Below are 20,255 nucleotides of genomic sequence, written 5' to 3'. Positions count from 1 at the left end.
AAAGTGAAGGTGGCCGGATCGCCGTTCAGGCAGCGGTGGCCGGTCTGGTATCGCCGGTGTCGAGGCCATGGTTGAACCGGACATCGCGATAGGCGGATACCGCAGCGATCCGCTCCTCGACCACGTGACCGTTGCCGATGCGAAAACTGCGCAGCCCGGGTGGATACCCGGCATCGGTGGACACGATCAGGTAATGCAGGGCCGGATCGGTCGCGTAGTCGATATCGCTGCGGCTCGGGTAGGCATGGCTGCCGGTATGCGAGTGGTAGATCGCCACGGCTTCCTGTCCCAGCTGCGCCATGTCGCGCGCCAGCCGCAACTGCTGGTGCGAATCGAAGCGGAAAAAGCACTCCGACTGCGCGGCGTTGTCCATCGCAATGCATCGGGTCGGCACGCCGGTACCGGCCGGACCGGCCAGCACGCCGCAGCTTTCAAGGGGATGGTCGGCCAGTGCCTGGCGGACAATGGCGTCAGCCAGTCGCTGATGGATGATCAACATCATGTTTCCTCCCTGTTGCCGATGGCCACGGGCCATCCGGTCGCGCGGTCGTCCCGCCCTCAGGGCGGAATCGGATGCGCAGTGCATTCCGTTCAGTAGCAAGGCAGTCCGGGCTCGACGTCCCGGATCCAGGCGATGATGCCGCCGTCGAGGTGTTTCACATTGCGAAAGCCGTGCCCCTGCATGTCGCGCAGCACCTGGCGCGAACGCAGACCATGCTTGCAGTGCAGAACGATGGCGGCGGACTTGTCCAGCGTCTCCAGCACGTCCTGGCGGATCAGCTCGTCTCGCGGGATATGGCGCGCGCCGTCGATGCGGACAATGTCCCACTCGAACCGCTCCCGGATATCGATCAGCACGACCGGCTCGTGGCGGGCCAGCAGTTGCTGCAATTCCTGCGCGCGGAGCGACGGCACCGGCGCATCGCCTTCGCCAGCCGCGCCGCGCCCGGCCGGATACTCGCCCAGGCCGGTCACGACCTCGCGCTGCGGGGCGCGCCTCAGCGGCAGGCAGCGCAGGCTCATGTCCAGAGCGTCATAGATCAGCAGGCGCCCCAGCAGGCTGGTGCCGATGCCGGTAATCAGCTTGATCGCCTCCGTGGCCATCAGGGTGCCGATCGTTCCGCACAGCACCCCGAGCACCCCCCCTTCCGCGCAGGATGGCGTACGGGCCGGCAATGGCGGCGACGGATAGAGGTCGCGGTAGTTCGGTCCGGCACCGCCGGGCGCCTGTTCCCAGAACACCGACACCTGTCCTTCGAAGCGGAAAATGGCCCCCCACACATAGGGCTTGCCGGCCAGCACGCAGCTGTCGTTGACCAGATAGCGGGAGGCGAAGTTGTCGCTGCAGTCCACCACCAGGTCATAGTCGGCGAGCAGGGCCCGCGCGTTGCCGGCATCGAACCGTTCGCGATGCGATCGCACATGAATCCATGGATTGCGTTCCCGTAGCGCCCGGACGGCACTCCCGGTTTTCGGCTGGCCGATATCGGCGACCCCGTGCAGTATCTGGCGCTGCAGATTCGACGCTTCGACCACGTCGAAATCGATCACCCCCAGCGTGCCGACGCCGGCGGCCCCCAGATAGAGCAGGACCGGGGAACCGAGTCCGCCGGCGCCGATCACCAGCACCCGGCTGTGCTTCAGCCGTCGCTGCCCGTCCGGCCCGAACCCCGGCATCAGCAGGTGACGGCTGTAGCTGGTGAGTTCGGCACTGGACAGCGTGGCGTCCGGTGCAACCAGTGGCGGCAGTATCATCGTGCCCGTCTCCAGTTCCGATTGGTCAATGAGAATTATTTTCATCCGCAGCCAGAGGGATGTGAATATCGATTTCAGCGCGACATCTATCGCTTTCGTTCGCGCCGGAATGCGGCAATCCCGTACCGGCGCCGCAATAAGCGCCTATGGTGGTACCTGCCCTTTCCCTTCGCATGCAGCAAGCGAACGCCGCACCGTGTGCCAGCACTTGCGGCGTTATCCAGCAGACACACAGGATAGTACGCACTAAAGATAATGATTATTGATATCGTTTGTGTGCGTATTGAAATATCTCATATGCGAACAGCCCGGACACAGGCGGGCAGGGAGACAACATGTCATACCGGATCATGGCGAACGAAGCGCATGGCAGCGAGCGACAGCAGCAAGGCTGGGTCAGGCTCCGCCTGCCGGAAGAACTGGGCGAGTGCCACACCGACTGCCTCGGCATCGCACCGGATTTCAGCCTGCTGCGCACCCATTACCGGCCGCAGCGGGATCTGGTGGAAGAGAGCCGCAAGCAACTGGAACGCCCGGTGCTGGCCATCACGCTGGGCCTGACCGGCGAGTCACAATTCCGCGGACATTGCGGCACCGAATTGTCGTTCCGCAGCGGTCACACCACGGTCTCGAGTTTTCTCAGCAGCCATGGCGAGCGCCATTACCGCCACGACCACAGTGTCCGGCAGATACGGCTGCTGGTCGGCGAACGCATGCTGCGACACTACCTGCCCGACGATCATGGCTGCCGGAAGCTGCTGGACAGCCGCAGCGGCGTGCGGCAACTCGCGTACCGGCCCACCTCGCCGGCCTGCCTCGCCCACGCCAATGCCCTGCTGTGGCAGGCATCCGAACCGACGCCGGACATTCTGCAGACCCATATCCACGTGCTCAGCCTGCTGGCGGAACAACTGCGCCATCTGGATCTGTCACAGGACAGGCACACCCCGCGTCTCCGCCAGCGCGATGCCGACAAGCTGGACGAAGCCCGGCGCCTGCTGGAAATGCACAACGGCCACTACATGGGCATCAGCGACCTCGCCGCAGCGGTCGGCCTCAGCGAGAGCAAGCTGCGCTCCGGCTTCCGCCACCGCTTCCGGCAAAGTCCGCTGCGACTGCAACTGGAACTGCGGATGCGGAAAGCCTGGGCGCTGCTGGAGACCGGGCGCCAGGTGGCCGAAGTCGCCTACGAGGTCGGCTATGAGCATCCGAGCAATTTCAGCGCTGCTTTCGCGCGTTTCTATGGCAGGGCGCCAAAGTCGGTGTTCGGCCCCAAGCGCTGATGCGGCCGGTCCGGCCGGGGCGGGTACGCCGCGGGCATGCTGAAACCCGGCGGTTTCATGCTATGATTTTTGCCATTCGGCTGTTTCCTGCAGGAAAAGCCTTCATTGCCCTCCCCGGTCCCGGTGACGATCGTCCGTCTGCCATCGCCGCCCCAGCCCCTGTCCTCGCATGCCTACCCTCCGCCCAGGTCCGCCACCGTTGTCCACGACAAGGCCAGCGTCATACACCGGCGGATGGATGCTGCTGCTGTGCCTGCTGTTCTGGCTGCCGTTTGCGCAGGCGGGCGAGCTGCGACTGGGACAGCGCAGCGACTGGCCGCTCAGCCTGACCCCGTATCTGGACGTGCTGAAAGATCCCGATGCGCAGCTGGATCTGGCCGGGGTTCGTTCCCGCGCCAGTGACTTCGTCCCGGCCACGACCGATCTGCTGCGCCCCGGGTTCACCCGCTCGGCCTGGTGGCTGCGGCTGAGCGTGGTCAATGACCGTCCGCTCCCGCAGTCCCTGCGGCTGATGTTCCTGTCGCCGCGCCTCGCCGACGTCACCTTCCATGTCGAGCAGGACGGGCACTGGTCGCAAACCCGGGCCGGCCTCGCCGTGCCCAACAGCGAGCAGCACTGGTCATACGCGCCGGAACGCATGCCCGGCCTCAGCCTGGAACTGGCCGCCCACCAGCGCGCGCAGATCTGGATTCGCGTCAAGAGCCCGACCTCGATCGGCATGGATGCCGTCCTGACCACACCCGGGACACTGCATGCCAGCGGCAGCCTGGAAGCGCTGCTGGACGGGATCAACCTGGGTGGCCTGGTCGTCCTGTGCATCTACTCGCTGTTCCTGTGCCTGTTCTCGCGCGACTGGCTGTTCGGCCTGCAGGGCGTGACCTGCGCCGTCTTCCTGCTGTACGAAGCGTCGTACCGCGGCTATGCGAAACAGTATCTGTGGCCGGAAGTGACCGCGTGGGGATATCAGGCCAATGCCTGCCTCGGTGCGCTGACCGCAACCTTCATCATCGCCTACCTGTACTTCCTGTGCCGGCGGGAGAAAATCTCGCTGCCCTGGGCCAGTGTCTTTATCGGCACTGCCATGCTGTTTGTCGGCATCGCGCTGATGTCGCTGTTCGGCGATTACTATCTGATCGCGAAAATCAGCATCTACACGCCACTGGTCACCAGCATGCTGCTGGTGGCCGTCGGCCTGCTGTTCATCAAGCGCATGCCGGGCACGGCCTGGCTGGTGATTTCCTTTTTCATGGTGTCCGTCGTCGGCATCCTGATCCGCGCGCTGGAGCTCGGCGGCAGTACCCGCCGCTGGCTGCCGGACATCAACTACACACCGCTGGTCGCCATCGTGATCATGGCCTTCATGCTGGCGATTCTGGCCGCCTGGGTGAACCGGATGCGCGCCGAGCGTGCCGAAGCCCAGGCGCTGCTGCTGTCATGGCATATCCAGGAAAAGGACCGGCTGCAGAAGGAAGTGGACCGGCAGACCTCGGCGCTGAACCAGGCCCTGGCCGAAGCGCGGACCGCCCATGACGACCAGACCCGCATCCTGGCCTATATCAGCCACGATCTGCGCGCCCCGCTGGTCACCATCGGCGGCTATGCACGCCTGCTGCAGGACGGCTCGCCTCCGGAGCTGGCCGCGCACGCCCGGACCATTGCCCACAGCGCGTCCTACCAGCTGGGCCTGATCGACGAACTGCTCGAGTACGCAAAGGGAGAGCTGCATCCGCTCAGCATCGACGCGGCACCGCTTCGCCTGCCGGACCTGATCAACCACATTTCGCAGTACGCGCACATTCTGGCCGCGCAGCAGCACAACACCTTTATCCTCGACTATGCCGACGATATCCCGGACACGCTGATGCTCGACGGCTACCGGCTGCAGCAAGTGCTGCTGAACCTGCTGTCGAACGCGGCCAAGTTCACCCACGACGGCGAAATCCGCTTGCGGGTCGGTATCGAATACGACAACGGCGAACCGCATCTGGGCATCTCGGTCAGCGATACCGGAGTCGGCATCCCGTCGGAGAAGCAGGCCCATATCTTCGAGGCCTTCGCCCAGTTGCAGCGCAACCATGGCGGCGCCGGCCTCGGCCTGTTCATCTCCAGGCGCATCATCCAGTACATGGGCGGCACGCTGGCCCTGCACAGCACCCCGGACCAGGGCAGCCAGTTCCATTTCGCCATCCCGTGCCGTGCCGCCGACAGCAGCGCCCGCACCATGCAGATCGACCTGCCGCCCCCGCCGGCCATGCCGGCGGTCCCCCCCCCGCCCTCGCATGTCCTGCCGCCCGAGCCGCGGCTGCGCGAACTGGCGCAGATGGCCGAAGCCGGCCTGATCACCGATATCGAGGACTGGATCGTGCTGATGACCTGCAGCTGTCCGGAAGCGCGCCCCTTTGTCGAAGCGGTTCGCGCCGCACTGGACGCGCTGGATTTTGCGGCAGTCCAGGCACTGGCCGCAGCCACACCGGCGGCTGGAAACGGGCAAAAAGATGCCCGCACGGGGCGGGCATGAATCCAGAAGAGGCTACGCAAGGCATGGGGAACAGCGTGTTCCTGCTTTGAGTGCGAAGCCACTTTAACACATACATTCCTGCATGTATATTAATTTGCAGCGTCGTCGGCCGCCTGCGGGTGCGAAAAGTGGCTGGCCAGGATCGCCTCGGACAGACGGTCCGCCGCCTGCGAGCGGATACCATAGCGCGGCCGGGTCAGGGCAAAGGCCGGCGAGTACTCGAGCGCCGGCGCCGGCAGTTGCCGCAGGCGCCCCTGGTCGACCCAGACCTTCGCGCAGTGGTTCGGCAGATAGCCGATGAATTCACCGGACAGCAGCAGGAACACCGTGCCTTCCATATGGGCGGACACCGCGCGGGTATTGAAGCCGGCTTCGAGCGGGGTGATGAAGTGCGACTGGCCGCGTCCGGCCACGGCGAACGCCTGCACATCACCCTTGTCCAGCACCTCCTTGCCCAGCGCAAATACCGGATGTTCCGGCGACGCGTACAGGCACTGCCGCTCGACGAACAGCCGGTCGTAGGACAGGCCCGGCATGTCCTTCTCGGACGAGGTGATGCCGAGGTCGAGCCGGCCCTGCAGCAGCAGGGACTCGATATCCATCGAGTCGATGACCGTGACCGAGACATTGACCTGCGGAAAATCATGGCAGAACTGACGCAGGCTCTCGGCCAGCCGGCACTCCGGGTTGGTCGCCAGCGTGTCGATGATGCCGATGCGGACATGGCCGAACAGCACGTGGCGGATCTGCCCGACCCGGTCCTCGTACTGGTCGATCAGTCCGAGCAGGATCCGGGTTTCCTCGTAGATGCGCTCGCCTTCGGCCGTCAGCCTGAACCCGCTGCGGCCACGCTCGCACAGGCGCAGCCCCATCCGGGTTTCAAGGTCGTGCATCTTGTTGCTGATCGCCGACTGGCTCAGCCCGAGGTGCGCCTGCGCGGCAGAGAAACCGCCGCAATCGGCAATGGTCATGAACACCCGCAGCAGGCGGATGTCGAAATTGTCCAGTCGCATGGGATCCGTCCACAGACGTCGTGATGGGCCGGCATTTTACGCTGCCGGCGCACGCTGGACGCATGACCGTGCGCAATATGCAGGCGGCGCACTGCCCACCCGGTCGCGGCCAGCCAGGCCGGAAAAACAAAAAACGCCCCGCGCGGGCGGGGCGAAACTGGCCGGAGAGCCAAATAAATCGTTACAGGGTCAGCGCACCGGTTGCAAGCTCGTAAGCGGCGTAGATACCGAGGAGAACCACGACCACGGCGATAACCACTTCAGCCGGCATGAACGGTTTCTGGTTCTGTTCCTTGCGTGCCTTCAGGTAGAACACCACACCGACGGCGTACAGGATCATCGACAGGAACAGGTACTTCGGACCGGCAGCGTACAGCAGCCACATGCCGTAGACCGATGCCACCAGGCTGACCAGCAGATCCTTGGTGCGGGTACCGGATTCAGCCTCGCTGTAGCCGTCCTTGCGAACTGCAATGATCAGTGCATACAGCGCGCACAGCAGATACGGGATCAGGATCATCGAGGTTGCGAGCAGCAACAGGGTCAGGTAACCGGCCGAGTTGAACAGGGTGATGATCAGGAACAGTTGCACCAGACCATTGGTCAGCCACAGTGCATTGACCGGGGCACCATTCTTGTTCACCACGCCGAAGAACTTCGGCATCGTGCCATCCTTGCCTGCCAGGTACGGCACTTCGGCAGCCAGCAGGGTCCAGGCCAGCAGCGCGCCACCCACCGAGATCACCAGGCCGATATTCATCAGCGTGGCACCCCAGTCACCGACAGCGGCCTTCAGCACACCAGCGGTCGACGGGTTTTTCAGTGCGGCGAGTTCCGGCTGGGTCAGGATGCCCATCGACAGCAGGGTCACGGCCACGAACATCACGATGGACAGGGCGAAACCGATCATGGTGGCCTTGCCGACGTCACGCATGTTTTCGGCACGGCTGGAGAACACCGAAGCGCCCTCGATACCGATGAACACCCAGGTCGTCACCAGCATGGTGCTCTTGACCTGATCCATGATGCTGCCCAGTGCGGCGGTACCCCAGAAGTCGAGACGGAAGGTGTCGACCTTGAATGCCACGATCACCAGCACCAGGAACAGGGCCAGCGGAACCAGCTTGGCCACCGTGGTCAGGATGTTGATGAAGGCTGCGCTCTGAATGCCGCGGCAGATCATGAAGTGCAGCATCCACAACAGCACGGACGAGCAGACGATGGCCGGCAGGGTATTGCCTTCGCCGAAGAACCCCAGCGCACTGAACGAACCCAGTGCGGAGAAGATCACCACGAAGTAGGACACGTTGCCGATCCACGCCGAGATCCAGTAGCCCCATGCCGAGTTGAAGCCCATATAGGGCCCGAACCCTGCCCGGGCGTAACCGTACACGCCGCCTTCGATTTCAGGCTTGCGGTTGGCCAGGGTCTGGAAGACGAAGGCCAGCGTCAGCATGCCGAAGAAAGTGATTACCCAACCGATGATGATCGCACCGGCACCCGCGCTTGCCGCCATATTCTGGGGCAAAGAGAAAATGCCTGCCGCGATCAGCGCGCTGACAACCAGCGCGGTGAGTGCGCCCAATTTCAGTTTCGGCGCTGCAACTTGAGTACCGTCAGACATGTTGGCTCCCAAAAGTTAACAAATTAATAGATTCTGATTTTTTACCGCAAAATTTTTTCATGGCCCCCGGCCACCGATCAGGCCGCCTCCGCCAGCCGCTCTGCTTTTTTCGCATTACGGTAGGTTTTCCGGACATAGTCGGAAGTCATTGCCTGCAAGACCCCACCGTAGCTCAGTGAAAAATACACCGCATCGCCGACCTGGTAATTCATTTTCGAGTCGGTGACATCCAGAATCAGGTGATCGCTGCTGCCGCCGATAATACGAATGGCCGGATCGGACGGAATCAACTGTTCAAAATCAATATCCTGCTTGCCCAGGGCGCAAATGGCACGCTGGCGATTGCCGAAATCCTCGAATTCAGGCTTGTTGCCGAATGCATCCAGTGCGGTGGAATTGATCGGGACCGACGGTTTTTCCTTCAGCTCGATAATTTCCACGCCCAGTTCGAATGCATCCTGGGTGGTGCCGGGAATCGGGTCGTCATTCAGGCCGATGCCCATCAGCAGCGAAGCGCCAAGGCGAAGCTGGGTCACGCCGGCCGGCATCCCGCCGCGCAGCAGCAAGGGCAGACCGGCCGAGCTGGCACCGGACACGGTGTGCAGCCTGACGCCGAGTTCGCGTTCGATGCGCCGACCGATATCGACCAGTGTCTGCTGGTTTTCCGTGGTCGGCTCGACCCCGCCGTAGCAGGCCAGGTTGGCGCCGACGCCTTCCAGTTCGAGATTCGGCAGATCCAGCACCAGTTTTGCCAGCGCCACGGTGTCTTCTGCCCGGAAGCAGCCTTCACGCAGGTCACCAAGGTCGTGCATGACGATGACCTTGTGGGTCCGGTTCAGGGCAGCAGCAGCGGCAGACAGGGCCCGCACCGTGCGCGGTTCCGAGTTCAGCGAAATATCGGCATACGTAACCACGTCGACGGCGCGACTGACTTGCGGAATGCGCAGCAGCATTTTCTCGACCGGCATGCCGGCCATGTTTTCCAGATTGCCAATACGGGAATCCCCGACGGTCTTGATGCCACCATCAATAAAGGCTTGCGCCACTTCGCAGGCGCCACGCGCCAGCTTGGTAATGCCAACCGGGGTGATTCCGTGGTCACGGCACAACGAGACCATCGCCTGGGCATTGTTTCTAATCACTGCCAGATCGACAAAAAGACATGGAAAAGTCTGAGACATGATATTCCTCACCAAACCGTTGCGAATAAGGGAAGAGCGGGTACCCGAACTCGTATCCGGATTGAACATCAGGCGATATTCAATCTGGATGCGAGCCTTGTTGTTTCTTTTGGCTTGAGCGTAATTTACTGCGGCCACTCTCCGGCTTAAATACCGAAGGTGACTTACTTTACATTTGCAAAACCAAATGTATCGCCAGAACGGCGCAGAACGGGGGCAGGGTCAGCGCGGGGCGGCGAGCGCCGCGCACGGGTCCGGACGCGAGACGGGGGCAAGGCGCAGCAGGTGATCGAACGCCGCTTCGGGCGGGTCCTGCTCGACAAAACCGATCACCAGCGGCGGGCGGTCGCCGGACAACCAGCGCGGCACGCCGAGGTCGCGCCGCACATGGCCGTTGCCGGCCAGCAGCACCACGCCGCGCCCGGACTGGCCGTCCAGCACATCGGCCATGAACACGTCACGGGCGACCTGGGCATTGACCATGCCGGGCACGGCGCTGTCCGGCAGCAGGCGGCAATGGCCGTCACGCACGGCTTCGCCCTGCCCTGCCGCCAGATCAGCCGGCAGCGCTTGCGTCAGCCGGTGACGGGCGATGCTGGCTGCATCCAGCGCGGCCGGGAAGCCGGCGCGCGCCACCCTGGCGGCATCGGCGCGGGACACGTTCGCCGCCAGCAGCGGCAACTGGTAGCGCTGCGCCAGTGCGACCACCGGGCGGTAGTAGCGCCAGTCCCAGCCGCCGTTGTCGGTCCGCGCAGCAGCGATCACGCAGTCGGCGTCCTGTCCGCAACGCTGCTGCGCCATGGTCAGGGCCGGCTGGCTTTCGCGGTCAAACTGCTCCATGGCGATGGCCGGCCGCCAGCCGGCCCCGACCGCGGCCGTCAGCAGCGCAAGGCGCTCGCGATGGCCATCGGCGTTGTCGTGCACCTCGCCCATCAGCACCACGGCCGTTCCCTGCAACGCTTCAGCCAGTGCAGGGGCTGCCTGCGCGCCGGCAGCAAGGACGGACAGGAAAACGGCGGGCAGCAATCGGCACGGGCGCAGGGACATGGCAAATCCGGAGCGGGACGGGTGAAGCCGCGAGTGTAGCCCGGATTGCGCGCGCGCTCCCTCCCGAACGGCAATGCCGATACACTAGTTGTTCCTTACTTGTTCTTTTCGTTCTTTTTGGGCCAGGTCCACCAGACAACGAAAAGACCGATGGCCAGGGCCAGCCCGGCCTCGAGGAGAAGGATCCACATCCGGCACGCTCCTTGCGACTCACCAGGAATCAGCTTAGACCACCATGCGCATCAGTCACTCGGGCCCGGCCCCGGAAAACCGCAACGATCTCAAGACCCTGGGCACACTGCTGCCCTATCTGCTCGAATTCAAGGGCCGCGTCATTGTGGCCATGGCCTGTCTGGTCATTGCCAAGCTGGCAAACGTCAGCGTGCCGCTGCTGCTGAAGGATGTGGTCGACACGCTCGGTCCGCAGCATGCCGTGCTGACGCTGCCGCTCGGCCTGGTGGTTGCCTATGGTCTGGCCCGGCTGGCGACCGGCGTGTTCGGTGAACTGCGCGACGCGGTATTCGCCAAGGTAACGCAGCGGGCCATCCGCCGCATTGCGCTGCAGGTGTTCGCGCATCTGCAGCGGCTGTCGCTGCGCTTCCACCTCGAGCGCCAGACCGGCGGCATGAGCCGCGATATCGAACGCGGCACCCGGGGCATCGGCTTCCTGCTGAATTTCATGCTGTTCAACATCCTGCCGACTCTGCTGGAAATCGCGCTGGTCGCCTTCATCCTGCTCGGCAGGTATCACTGGAGCTTTGCCGCCGTCACTTTCGGTACCATCGCCATCTACATTCTGTTCACGCTTGCGGTGACCGAGTGGCGCATGGTCTATCGCCGCAGCATGAACGACCTCGACAGCCAGGCGAACAGCAAGGCGATCGACGCGCTGCTGAACTTCGAGACGGTCAAGTATTTCGGCAACGAGAAATACGAGGTCGCCCGCTATGACCGCAACCTCGCCTCGTGGGAAGAAAGCGCAATCAAGAACCAGACCTCGCTGAACCTGCTGAACGCCGGCCAGGGCGCGATCATCGCCATCGGCGTCGCGCTGCTGATGGGCATGGCGGCCAATGGCGTGGTTACCGGGCAGATGAGCATCGGCGACCTGGTGCTGGTCAACGCCTATCTGATCCAGCTTTATGCACCACTGAATTTTCTCGGTTTCGTCTACCGCGAGATCAAGCACTCGCTGGCCGATATGGAGAAGATGTTCACGCTGATGGAAGTCGGTGAAGAAATCGCCGACAAGCCTGACGCGCAGACACTGTCGACCCGCTCCGCCGCCATCCGCTTCGACCAGGTCGATTTCCACTACGACCCGAAGCGGCAGATCCTGCACGATGTCAGCTTCGACATTCCGGCCGGTCATACCGTCGCGGTGGTCGGCAGCTCCGGCGCCGGCAAATCGACGCTGTCGCGGCTGCTGTTCCGCTTCTATGACGTCACCGGCGGCGCGATCCGCATCAACGGCCGCGATATCCGCGACTACACCCAGGCCAGCCTGCGCGCGCAGATCGGCATCGTGCCGCAGGACACAGTGCTGTTCAACGACACCATTTACTACAACATCGCCTACGGTCGGCCCGAGGCCAGCGAAGCCGAGGTGATCGAGGCCGCCCGCGCCGCGCGCATCCACGAGTTTGTCAGCCAGTTGCCGGACGGTTATCGCACCCAGGTCGGCGAACGCGGGCTCAAGCTGTCCGGCGGTGAGAAACAGCGCGTCGCCATTGCCCGCACCCTGCTGAAAAATCCGCCGATCCTGGTATTCGATGAAGCGACCAGCGCGCTGGACTCGGAAACGGAAAAGGCCATCCAGGCCGAACTGGCCGCCATTGCCGCCAACCGCACCACGCTGATCATTGCCCACCGGCTATCGACCATCATCGATGCCGACCAGATCGTGGTCATGGAACAGGGCCGCATCGTCGAGCGCGGCGCCTTCCGCGAACTGGTCGAACGCGACGGGCGTTTTGCCGAGATGTGGCGCCTGCAACTGCAGGAAGAGGAAGCCGCTGCGGCCGGCCAGCCCGCCAGTCAGGCGGTCGGACCGGCCTGATTCCGCCTAGCCGCCGATGCCGAACACCAGCGATGACGCGAACCGCTTGCGGAAGGTCGGCACCGCATCCAGCACTGCCATCACTGCGCCCCGCGCGCCCCGGCTGACCGGGTCCTGGTGATCGAACAGCGTCACCAGGCTGTGGGTGAAGCCGGTGACGGCCAGGCTGTCGACGCGACGGCGGCGCGCATACTCGGCCAGCCGCGTCGCGTCGCCGGCGTCGCCGGGACGGGCGATCAGCCCGGACAGCAGCGCGGCATCGCGCAGGCCGAGGTTCAGGCCCTGGGCCGCAATCGGGTGCATGGTCTGCGCCGCATTGCCGGCCAGTGCCACGCGGCGGCTGACGATACGGTTGGCGACCTTCAGCCGCAGCGGCACCGCCAGTCGCGGTGCGGTCGGCGTCAGCCGCCCGAGCCGCTCGCCGAATGCCGCGCCGAACTCGGCACCGAATGCCTCGTCATCCAGCGCGATCAGCCGCTCGGCATCGTCGTGACTGCGGGTCCACACTGCCATCAGCTCGTCACCGACCGGCAGCAGTGCCATCGGTCCCCGGGCGGAAAAGCGCTCGAACGCCACATTGCCATGCGGGGTTTCCGGCCGCAGCCGCGCCAGCACCGCGCACTGCCGGTAGTCGTGCTCGCGTCGCACCACATCCGGCAACTGGTCAATCAGCCCCCCGCCATCGGCCAGCACCACCAGCCGTGCCGTCAGCCAGTGCGGTGCGGCGCCATCCGGCGCGATGCCGAGCTCGGCAAAGCTGCTGCCGCTGCGCAGCGTGGTCGCCCGCGACGAGAACGCGACCGGCACGCCGGCGGCCAGCAGCGCCTCGCGCGCAGCCGCATACAGATCCGAATATGCGACCGAATGGCCAAGGTGTGCCAGGCCGAGGTCATCGCGGTCGAGTACGGTGCGGCCGAAAGCCGCCGCCTGACTGACATGGACCCGGTCGATCGGCGTCGACGGCATGCCGTCGTGCCAGATGCCGGAAGCGGCCAGCGCCTGCTGGCTGGCATGCGACAGCGCCAGCACGCGCGGATCGCGCACATCGGCATCCCGCGCCCGTGCCTCGACCAGCAGTACCGAGCGACCGGCCGCCTTCGCCGCCAGCGCGACACTCGCGCCGACCGCGCCGCCGCCGACCACGGCGACATCAACATGCAGTGGCAGCATTCAGTCGCGCTCCGCCAGCAGGGCCTCGACCGCCTCGACCGACTTCGGCACGTCGCCCGACAGGACCTCGTGTCCGCTCGCGGTCAGCAGCACGTCATCCTCGATGCGGATGCCGATGTTCCAGAACGCCTCCGGCACATTGTCGGCCGGCCGCACATACAGGCCGGGCTCGACCGTGGTCACCATGCCCGGGTGGTATTCGCGCCATTCGCCATCGATCTTGTAATCGCCGACGTCATGGACGTCGATGCCGAGCCAGTGGCCGATGCGGTGCATGTAGAACTGGCGATAGGCTTCGGACTCGATATTGCCGTCGACACTGCCCTGCAGCAGGCCGAGGTCGATCAGGCCGCGCACCTGGACCGCCAGCGCCGCATCGGCCGGCACGTTCCAGCGCACGCCGGGCGCCAGCGCGTCGATGGCGGCCTGGTTGGCCGCCAGCACCACCTGATACAGGTCGCGCTGTGGACCGCTGAAGGTGCCGTTGACCGGGAAAGTGCGCGAAATGTCGCCGGCGTAACCCTGGTATTCGCAACCGGCATCGATCAGCAGCAGGTCGCCGTCGCGCAGCACACTGCCGTTGCCGACATAGTGCAGCGTGGTGGCGTTGGCACCGCCGGCGACGATGCTCTCGAACGACGGATAGCGTGCGCCACCGGCGATGAAGGTGCGCAGGATTTCCGCCTCGACCTGGTATTCATGCCGTCCCGGACGCGCGGCGCGCATCGCGGCAACGTGACCGGCAGCGGACAGGCGTGCGGCCTCGCGCATCAGGGCGATTTCATGCTCATCCTTGACCAGCCGCATTTCGTGCACGAGCGCATGCACGTCCTTCAGCACCGTGGGTGCCGTCACACCGGTGCGGAAGCGGGCGCGCACCGTGTTCAGTGCCGCATTGATGCGGGTATCGAACGCCGCATCGCGGCCAAAGCCGTAATGCAGCGTATCCCGGTTCGCCAGCAGATCGGGCAGCCGGGCATCGAACTCGTCGATCGGCCAGGCCTCGTCGAAGCCGAACGCCTCGCGCGCGCCTTCGGGGCCATGACGGAAGCCGTCCCAGATTTCCCGTTCCAGATTCTTTTCGCGACAGAACAGCACCGAACGGCCATTGCTCGCATCCAGCACCAGCACCGCCTCCGGTTCGGCAAAGCCGGTCAGGTAGTAGAAGCTGCTGTCGAAGCGGTACGGATAATGGGCATCGCCATTGCGGTGCTGTTCAGGCGCGGTCGGCAGGATGGCGATGCCATCGCCGAGCGACCGGATCAACCGCTCGCGGCGGCCGAGATGGGGAGTGACGTCGGTCATGTGAATTTCCGTCTTTGGGCACCGCCGTCGCGGTGTCGGAACTGCGACGGCGGCCGGCGACGGCCGCGCATCGCGACAAGGCTGTCATTGTAGCCACTGCGGTGCGCTGCTGTCAGAGCAGCCCGTTCAGCCGGGCATACTCGTAGAGCTCGCGGTCGTTCGACACGCCGAGCTTGCGCGAGCCCTGGCGCTTCTGGGTGCTGACGGTCTTGACGCTGCGATTCAGCAGTCTGGCGATATCCGACACCGAGTTGCCGGTGACAAACAGGCGGACGACCTCCAGCTCGCGCGTCGTCAGCCGCTGCCGCTGCAGCGGATTGCCATCCTTGTCGGGCAGTTTGTCGGCGCGGCACAGGATGTCGGCCGCCTCGCGGTCGATATAGGTGCCGCCATTCATCACCGCATGGAGGGCCGGGATGATCTCCAGTGCGGCGGTACTCTTCAGCAACAGCCCCTGCACGCCGACATCGACGATCGTGCGCAGCACGGCCGCATTGGTCAGCATGGTCAGCACGATCAGCCGGACCGCCGGAAAATGGCGCTGCACATAGGTCACCAGGCCGATGCCATCACCCTGCCTGCTGCCCGGCATGTAGAAATCGGTAATCAGGATGTCCGGCGTCTTGCTTTCCAGCAGCCGGATCAGCCCGGACGCGCTGTCGGCCTCGCCGCTGATGCGAAGCTCTTTCACGGATTGCAGTGCGTTCCTGATGCCGATCATCACGATCGGGTGGTCATCCGCAAGCACGATGTTCATTCACGACCCTCCCAGGTGGAAAACAGGCAGCACTCCAGCGCGTCGGCCAGCGCCGCCATCCGTGCCGGATGACGCCTTTCCTCCGCCAGACGCTCGATGGCCGTGCACAGGCGGACCCCCGGAGCAGATTCGACAATGGCCAGTACGCCTTTCATCCGGTGCGCGTGATGGAGAATGGCCAGCCTGCTGCCAAGCCGGATCGCCGTCTGCAGGCTCCGCATGTCGTCGCGCATGGTCTGCTCGAACACCTGGAGAAACAGAACGGGAATGGCCGCTCGTGACAGTGGCAGGACCGGAGAGAAGAGGAGGTCTTTCATGCCCGGCATCGATCCCCCCGTCCACCCGCCCCGGGCAGGTAGACAGGGAAAGCTGTTCAGAATGAACAAATCGTGTTCAGGATCGCTGACATGGCAGTGCTTTTGAATAGGATTTTTCTGATTTCCCAGCTTTTTAGCCGGATCCGGGGCAGTGTCCGCTCAGCCATCCAGCGACGAATGCCGGCTGATGCGGCGGTCGTTGTCGGCGAACGGCAGGGCGGCGGCCTCGTCGAATTCCTCGCCGGCGCCGCGGCGGAAACAGGCCCAGGCAATGGCGTACAGGAAGCCGCCGAGTGCGGCGACGGTATACAGGGAGAGGATCAGCGCGTCGGTTTCTGACATGTCGGCTCCAGTCGGTGACCCGCCCCGGCCACGCCGGGGCGGAAAAGGGTTTCCGTTCAGGCGTGGGCGGCGAGAACCGGGATGCGGGCGTTGACGGCGCGGCCGATCATCACGGTGCGGCACACGTTGTACGCCATGATCACCATGCCGCTCAGGTACAGCAGCCCGCCCACCAGCCGCACGAAGTGGTACGGATAGGTGGCCTTGACCACTTCGGCGAACGCATAGGTCAGCGTGCCGTCCGGGTTCAGCGCACGCCACATCAGGCCCTGGGTCACGCCGGAGATCCACAGCGCGGCGATGTACAGCACGACGCCCAGCGTCGCCAGCCAGAAGTGCGCCTCGATCAGGCGGATCGAGAACATCTGCTCCCGGTTGAACAGCCGCGGGATCATGTAGTACAGCGAACCGATGGTGATGAAGCCGACCCAGCCCAGTGCACCGGAGTGAACGTGACCGATGGTCCAGTCGGTATAGTGCGACAGCGCGTTGACGGTCTTGATCGACATCATCGGCCCCTCGAAGGTCGACATGCCGTAGAACGACAGCGACACGATGAGGAACTTCAGGATCGGGTCAGTGCGCAGTTTGTGCCAGGCACCCGACAGGGTCATGATGCCGTTGATCATGCCGCCCCAGCTCGGAGCCAGCAGAATCAGCGAGAACACCATGCCGAGCGACTGGGTCCAGTCAGGCAGCGCGGTGTAGTGCAGGTGGTGGGGACCGACCCACATGTAGGTGAAAATCAGTGCCCAGAAGTGGACCACCGACAGCCGGTACGAATAGATCGGGCGACCGGCCTGCTTCGGGACGAAGTAGTACATCATGCCGAGGAAGCCGGCGGTCAGGAAGAAGCCGACCGCGTTGTGGCCGTACCACCACTGCACCATCGCGTCGACGGCGCCGGAGTAGATCGAGTACGACTTCCACAGCGTGACCGGAACAAATGCGCTGTTGACGATGTGCAGCAGCGCAATCGCCAGAATGAACGCCCCGTAAAACCAGTTGGCAACGTAGATGTGCTTGACCTTGCGCTTGGCGATGGTGCCGAAGAACACGACCGCATAGGCGACCCAGACGATGGCCAGCAGCACCTTGATCGGCCACTCCATCTCGGCGTACTCCTTGTTGAAGGACATGCCGAGCGGATAGGTGATCACGCACAGGACGATCACCGCCTGGTAACCCCAGAAGGTGAACGCGGCCAGACCATCGGAGAACAGCCGGGTGTTGCAGGTGCGCTGTACCACGTAGTAGCTGGTCGCGATCAGCCCACAGCCACCGAAGGCGAAGATCACACCACTGGTATGCAGCGCGCGCAGGCGGCCAAAGTGGAAATACGGACCGACGTTCAGGTCGGGCCAGACCAGTTGCGCGGCGATGGTCACGCCGACCAGCATGCCGACGACCCCCCATAGCACGGTCATCAGGGCGAACTGGCGTACGACCTTGTAGTTATATGTCGACTGCGACTCCATAGCGCTTTCTCCAGGACTGAAACAACGGCGTCCCCGTCCCGCGCCGGCACGGCGCGGAACACGGACGAAAAACAGACAGGGCGGACGCTCAGGTCCGCCGGGGCCCCGGCCCGCAAACCGGCGGGCAGCCTTCCAGCGCGGCCAGCGCCTGCAACGGGTCGTGACCCGGTCTGATGGTGAAACTGTCGAAACCGGCCTGTGACAACGCGTGCACGGTTTCGACCCGGACATCGCCGACGGCCCGCAACTCCCCCCGCCAGCCATGCCGGTCGCGCAGGGCCCGCGCCAGCGCATGGCCGCGCCGGTCGGCATGACCGGAGAAATCGATGGCGATAAAGGCGATATCGTCGGGCGGGAAAATCAGCCGGCCGTCTTCCAGCAGGGTGGCCGGATCGGTACCCGCATCCAGCCAGACGGCCGGCGGATGCCGACGACCGCTCAGCCGTGCACGGCAGGCCTTCCACAACGGCAATGGCAGCACCCAGCCCGGCTGGTCGACAAACACCGATCCGCCAGGTGGAAAGGCATCCACCGCGGCAAAGCCAAGCCAGTTGTCATTCTCGATCCGCCCGCTGCGGATCACCCGGCTGCGGGATTCATTCATGGCCGGCCTCCGCCTGTGCGGCTGGCCGGCTCCGGTCGACTGTCATGTGCATGGCTGCCACGGCCCCTTTCCGTCCCTCCCGCCATCGCCGGTTTCCGGGCTGGAAACGCGATGCGGTTTTTATGCCGGGAGGTTATGCCGTAGACCGTGTCGGCGGTATGGGCAGATGACAGTAAAAACACCGGAGCAGTTGCCGGTCTGTTACCCCTCTGATCCGGTGTTTTGCCCCGTTTGTGTGTCTGTTTCCCGCCGCGGGCGCTGCCTAGAATCCGGGATCCCTTCTTCCGCCCGGACCCCGCTCCCGATGACACGCTATGAAATGCTGGCCGACGATATCGCCCGCTCGATCGACACCGGCGTACTGCGTCCCGGCGACCGCCTGCCCTCGGTCCGCCAGGCCAGCGCCAGCCGCGAGATCAGCCCGTCGACGGTATTCCAGGCCTATTACCTGCTCGAAGCACGCGGCCTGATCCGCGCCCGCGACCGCTCCGGCTACTACGTGACCGGCACCGCGCCGCGCCTGCCGCCGGAGCCGGAAAACCTGCCGCAGCCGACCGCCACCGCAGCCGCGCTGGAGATCAGCGAGCGGGTGTTCGACGTGCTCGAATCGACGCTGCGCCGTGATCTGGTGCCGCTCGGCTCGGCGTTTCCCAGCCCCTTGCTGTTTCCGCTGCCGCGGCTGGCCCAGGTCATGGCGTCCTCGGTGCAGAAGCTCGACCCGTGGAGCTCGGTCGACGACCTGAGCCCGGGCAACGCCCGCCTGCGCCGGCAGATTGCGCTGCGCTACCTGATCGACGGCCTGCACGTCCACACCGACGACATTGTCATCACCAACGGGGCACTGGAAGCACTGAACCTGTGCCTGATGGCGGTCACCCGCCCCGGCGATGCGGTAGTGGTCGAATCACCGACTTTCTATACCGCGCTGCAGTCGCTGGAACGCATCGGCCTGCACGCGATCGAGGTGCAGACCCACCCGCGTGAAGGCATCGACCTCGCCGCACTGGAAAGCGCACTGACCCGGCACCGGCCGAAAGCCTGCTGGCTGATGACCAATTTCCAGAATCCGCTTGGCAGCCTGATGCCGGACCACAAGAAGCGCGATCTGGTCGAGCTGCTGGCCCGCCACGATGTACCGCTGATCGAGGACGATGTGTACGGCGAGCTGTATTTCGGCAGCAAGCGCCCGACACCGGCCAAGGCCTTCGACCGCCACGGGCTGGTCATGCACTGCTCGTCGTTCTCCAAATGTCTGGCACCCGGCTACCGGATCGGCTGGGCCGCGCCCGGCCGCTTTGCCCGCACCGTCGCCCGCCACAAGCTGACCACCACGCTGACTACCTCGGCACCGGCCCAGGCCGCGCTGGCCGCCTACCTGGAGAAAGGCGGCTACGACCGCCACCTGCGTCACCTGCGCCAGGCGCTGTCCGCGCAGCAGCGCGACGTCATGCAGGCCGTCGCCCGCCACTTTCCGCCCGGCACCTGCGCTACCCGACCCGACGGCGGCTACTTTCTGTGGATCGAGCTGCCCGACGGCATCGATGCGCTGGACCTGCACCAGCGCGCGCTGTCACACGGCATCAGCATCGCACCGGGGCGGATCTTTACCAGCCATCCGCGCTTCGCCAACTGCTTCCGGCTCAATTACGGCCATCCCTGGGACGCCGACATCGAACAGGCGATCGCCACGCTCGGCAAGCTGGCCACCGTCGGCAACCGGGCCTGAGCCGACCCTAAGCACAGAAAAGAATAAACAGAAACTTTTTTGATGTTTTTAATGCATATGGCAAAACTTACCATCG

Annotated in this window: 17 protein-coding genes; 4 read left to right on the top strand and 13 right to left on the bottom strand. The window is 64.5% G+C overall.

The features are described 5' to 3' along the window. Positions 1 to 25 precede the first annotated feature (25 nt). Both DFO50_RS08405 and moeB read right to left on the bottom strand, forming a co-directional pair. Complete coding sequence (locus tag DFO50_RS08405) at positions 26 to 502, bottom strand: Mov34/MPN/PAD-1 family protein (protein ID WP_199489776.1); 477 nt, start codon at positions 500 to 502, stop codon at positions 26 to 28. Between the two features lie 89 nt (positions 503 to 591). Further along, positions 592 to 1,755, bottom strand: coding sequence for a molybdopterin-synthase adenylyltransferase MoeB (moeB, locus tag DFO50_RS08400; RefSeq protein WP_107890341.1), 1,164 nt, complete (start codon positions 1,753 to 1,755; stop codon positions 592 to 594). A 335-nt stretch (positions 1,756 to 2,090) separates the two neighbouring features. Between moeB and DFO50_RS08395 the strand changes: the two genes are divergently transcribed. Further along, positions 2,091 to 3,038 carry an AraC family transcriptional regulator gene (locus DFO50_RS08395; protein ID WP_107889592.1) on the top strand — a complete coding sequence of 316 codons (948 nt, stop codon included), beginning with the start codon at positions 2,091 to 2,093 and terminating at the stop codon, positions 3,036 to 3,038. Between the two features lie 238 nt (positions 3,039 to 3,276). Then, a complete protein-coding gene (locus DFO50_RS08390) occupies positions 3,277 to 5,556 on the top strand; it encodes a sensor histidine kinase (protein ID WP_158537422.1) in 2,280 nt (759 codons plus the stop codon). An 89-nt stretch (positions 5,557 to 5,645) separates the two neighbouring features. Here DFO50_RS08390 and DFO50_RS08385 read toward each other — a convergent pair whose 3' ends face one another. The 4 genes from DFO50_RS08385 to DFO50_RS08370 form a co-directional block, all read right to left on the bottom strand. Beyond that, complete coding sequence (locus DFO50_RS08385; protein ID WP_036386986.1) at positions 5,646 to 6,569, bottom strand: LysR family transcriptional regulator; 924 nt, start codon at positions 6,567 to 6,569, stop codon at positions 5,646 to 5,648. Positions 6,570 to 6,750: 181 nt separating this feature from the next. Next, the gene (gene arcD, locus DFO50_RS08380; protein WP_028500614.1) at positions 6,751 to 8,193 is read right to left on the bottom strand and encodes an arginine-ornithine antiporter; all 1,443 of its coding nucleotides are present in this window, start codon (positions 8,191 to 8,193) and stop codon (positions 6,751 to 6,753) included. A 77-nt stretch (positions 8,194 to 8,270) separates the two neighbouring features. Further along, positions 8,271 to 9,335 carry an alanine/ornithine racemase family PLP-dependent enzyme gene (locus tag DFO50_RS08375; protein WP_233495222.1) on the bottom strand — a complete coding sequence of 355 codons (1,065 nt, stop codon included), beginning with the start codon at positions 9,333 to 9,335 and terminating at the stop codon, positions 8,271 to 8,273. 261 nt (positions 9,336 to 9,596) lie between these two features. Continuing rightward, complete coding sequence (locus tag DFO50_RS08370; RefSeq protein WP_107889589.1) at positions 9,597 to 10,421, bottom strand: ChaN family lipoprotein; 825 nt, start codon at positions 10,419 to 10,421, stop codon at positions 9,597 to 9,599. Positions 10,422 to 10,656: 235 nt separating this feature from the next. Here DFO50_RS08370 and DFO50_RS08365 point away from each other — a divergent pair, with 235 nt between their 5' ends. Then, positions 10,657 to 12,480, top strand: coding sequence for an ABC transporter ATP-binding protein/permease (locus DFO50_RS08365; RefSeq protein ID WP_051529091.1), 1,824 nt, complete (start codon positions 10,657 to 10,659; stop codon positions 12,478 to 12,480). 6 nt (positions 12,481 to 12,486) lie between these two features. On the opposite strand, the gene DFO50_RS08360 is transcribed toward DFO50_RS08365, so the two are convergent. The 7 genes from DFO50_RS08360 to DFO50_RS08330 form a co-directional block, all read right to left on the bottom strand. Continuing rightward, the gene (locus DFO50_RS08360) at positions 12,487 to 13,650 is read right to left on the bottom strand and encodes an FAD-dependent monooxygenase (protein ID WP_112692323.1); all 1,164 of its coding nucleotides are present in this window, start codon (positions 13,648 to 13,650) and stop codon (positions 12,487 to 12,489) included. Then, on the bottom strand, positions 13,651 to 14,955 hold the full coding sequence (locus tag DFO50_RS08355; protein ID WP_028500610.1) for an aminopeptidase P N-terminal domain-containing protein: 1,305 nt from the start codon (positions 14,953 to 14,955) through the stop codon (positions 13,651 to 13,653). Positions 14,956 to 15,067: 112 nt separating this feature from the next. Continuing rightward, a complete protein-coding gene (locus tag DFO50_RS08350; protein ID WP_107889588.1) occupies positions 15,068 to 15,712 on the bottom strand; it encodes a response regulator in 645 nt (214 codons plus the stop codon). After that, on the bottom strand, positions 15,709 to 16,029 hold the full coding sequence (locus DFO50_RS08345) for an Hpt domain-containing protein (RefSeq protein WP_158537421.1): 321 nt from the start codon (positions 16,027 to 16,029) through the stop codon (positions 15,709 to 15,711). Before DFO50_RS08345 ends, DFO50_RS08350 begins: the two co-directional genes overlap by 4 nt. 159 nt (positions 16,030 to 16,188) lie before the next feature. After that, positions 16,189 to 16,371, bottom strand: coding sequence for a hypothetical protein (locus DFO50_RS08340; RefSeq protein WP_107889586.1), 183 nt, complete (start codon positions 16,369 to 16,371; stop codon positions 16,189 to 16,191). A 56-nt stretch (positions 16,372 to 16,427) separates the two neighbouring features. After that, positions 16,428 to 17,849 carry a cytochrome-c oxidase, cbb3-type subunit I gene (gene ccoN, locus DFO50_RS08335; RefSeq protein WP_107889585.1) on the bottom strand — a complete coding sequence of 474 codons (1,422 nt, stop codon included), beginning with the start codon at positions 17,847 to 17,849 and terminating at the stop codon, positions 16,428 to 16,430. An 88-nt stretch (positions 17,850 to 17,937) separates the two neighbouring features. Next, entirely contained in the window at positions 17,938 to 18,453 is a 516-nt protein-coding gene (locus DFO50_RS08330) for a DUF934 domain-containing protein (protein ID WP_112692321.1), read from the bottom strand. A 304-nt stretch (positions 18,454 to 18,757) separates the two neighbouring features. Here DFO50_RS08330 and DFO50_RS08325 point away from each other — a divergent pair, with 304 nt between their 5' ends. Continuing rightward, positions 18,758 to 20,179, top strand: coding sequence for a PLP-dependent aminotransferase family protein (locus DFO50_RS08325; protein ID WP_107889583.1), 1,422 nt, complete (start codon positions 18,758 to 18,760; stop codon positions 20,177 to 20,179). Positions 20,180 to 20,255 lie beyond the last annotated feature (76 nt).

The organism is Microvirgula sp. AG722 (assembly GCF_003269145.1).
GTDB classification, from domain to species: domain Bacteria; phylum Pseudomonadota; class Gammaproteobacteria; order Burkholderiales; family Aquaspirillaceae; genus Microvirgula; species Microvirgula aerodenitrificans.
This window is presented reverse-complemented; position numbering and strand designations above follow the sequence as displayed.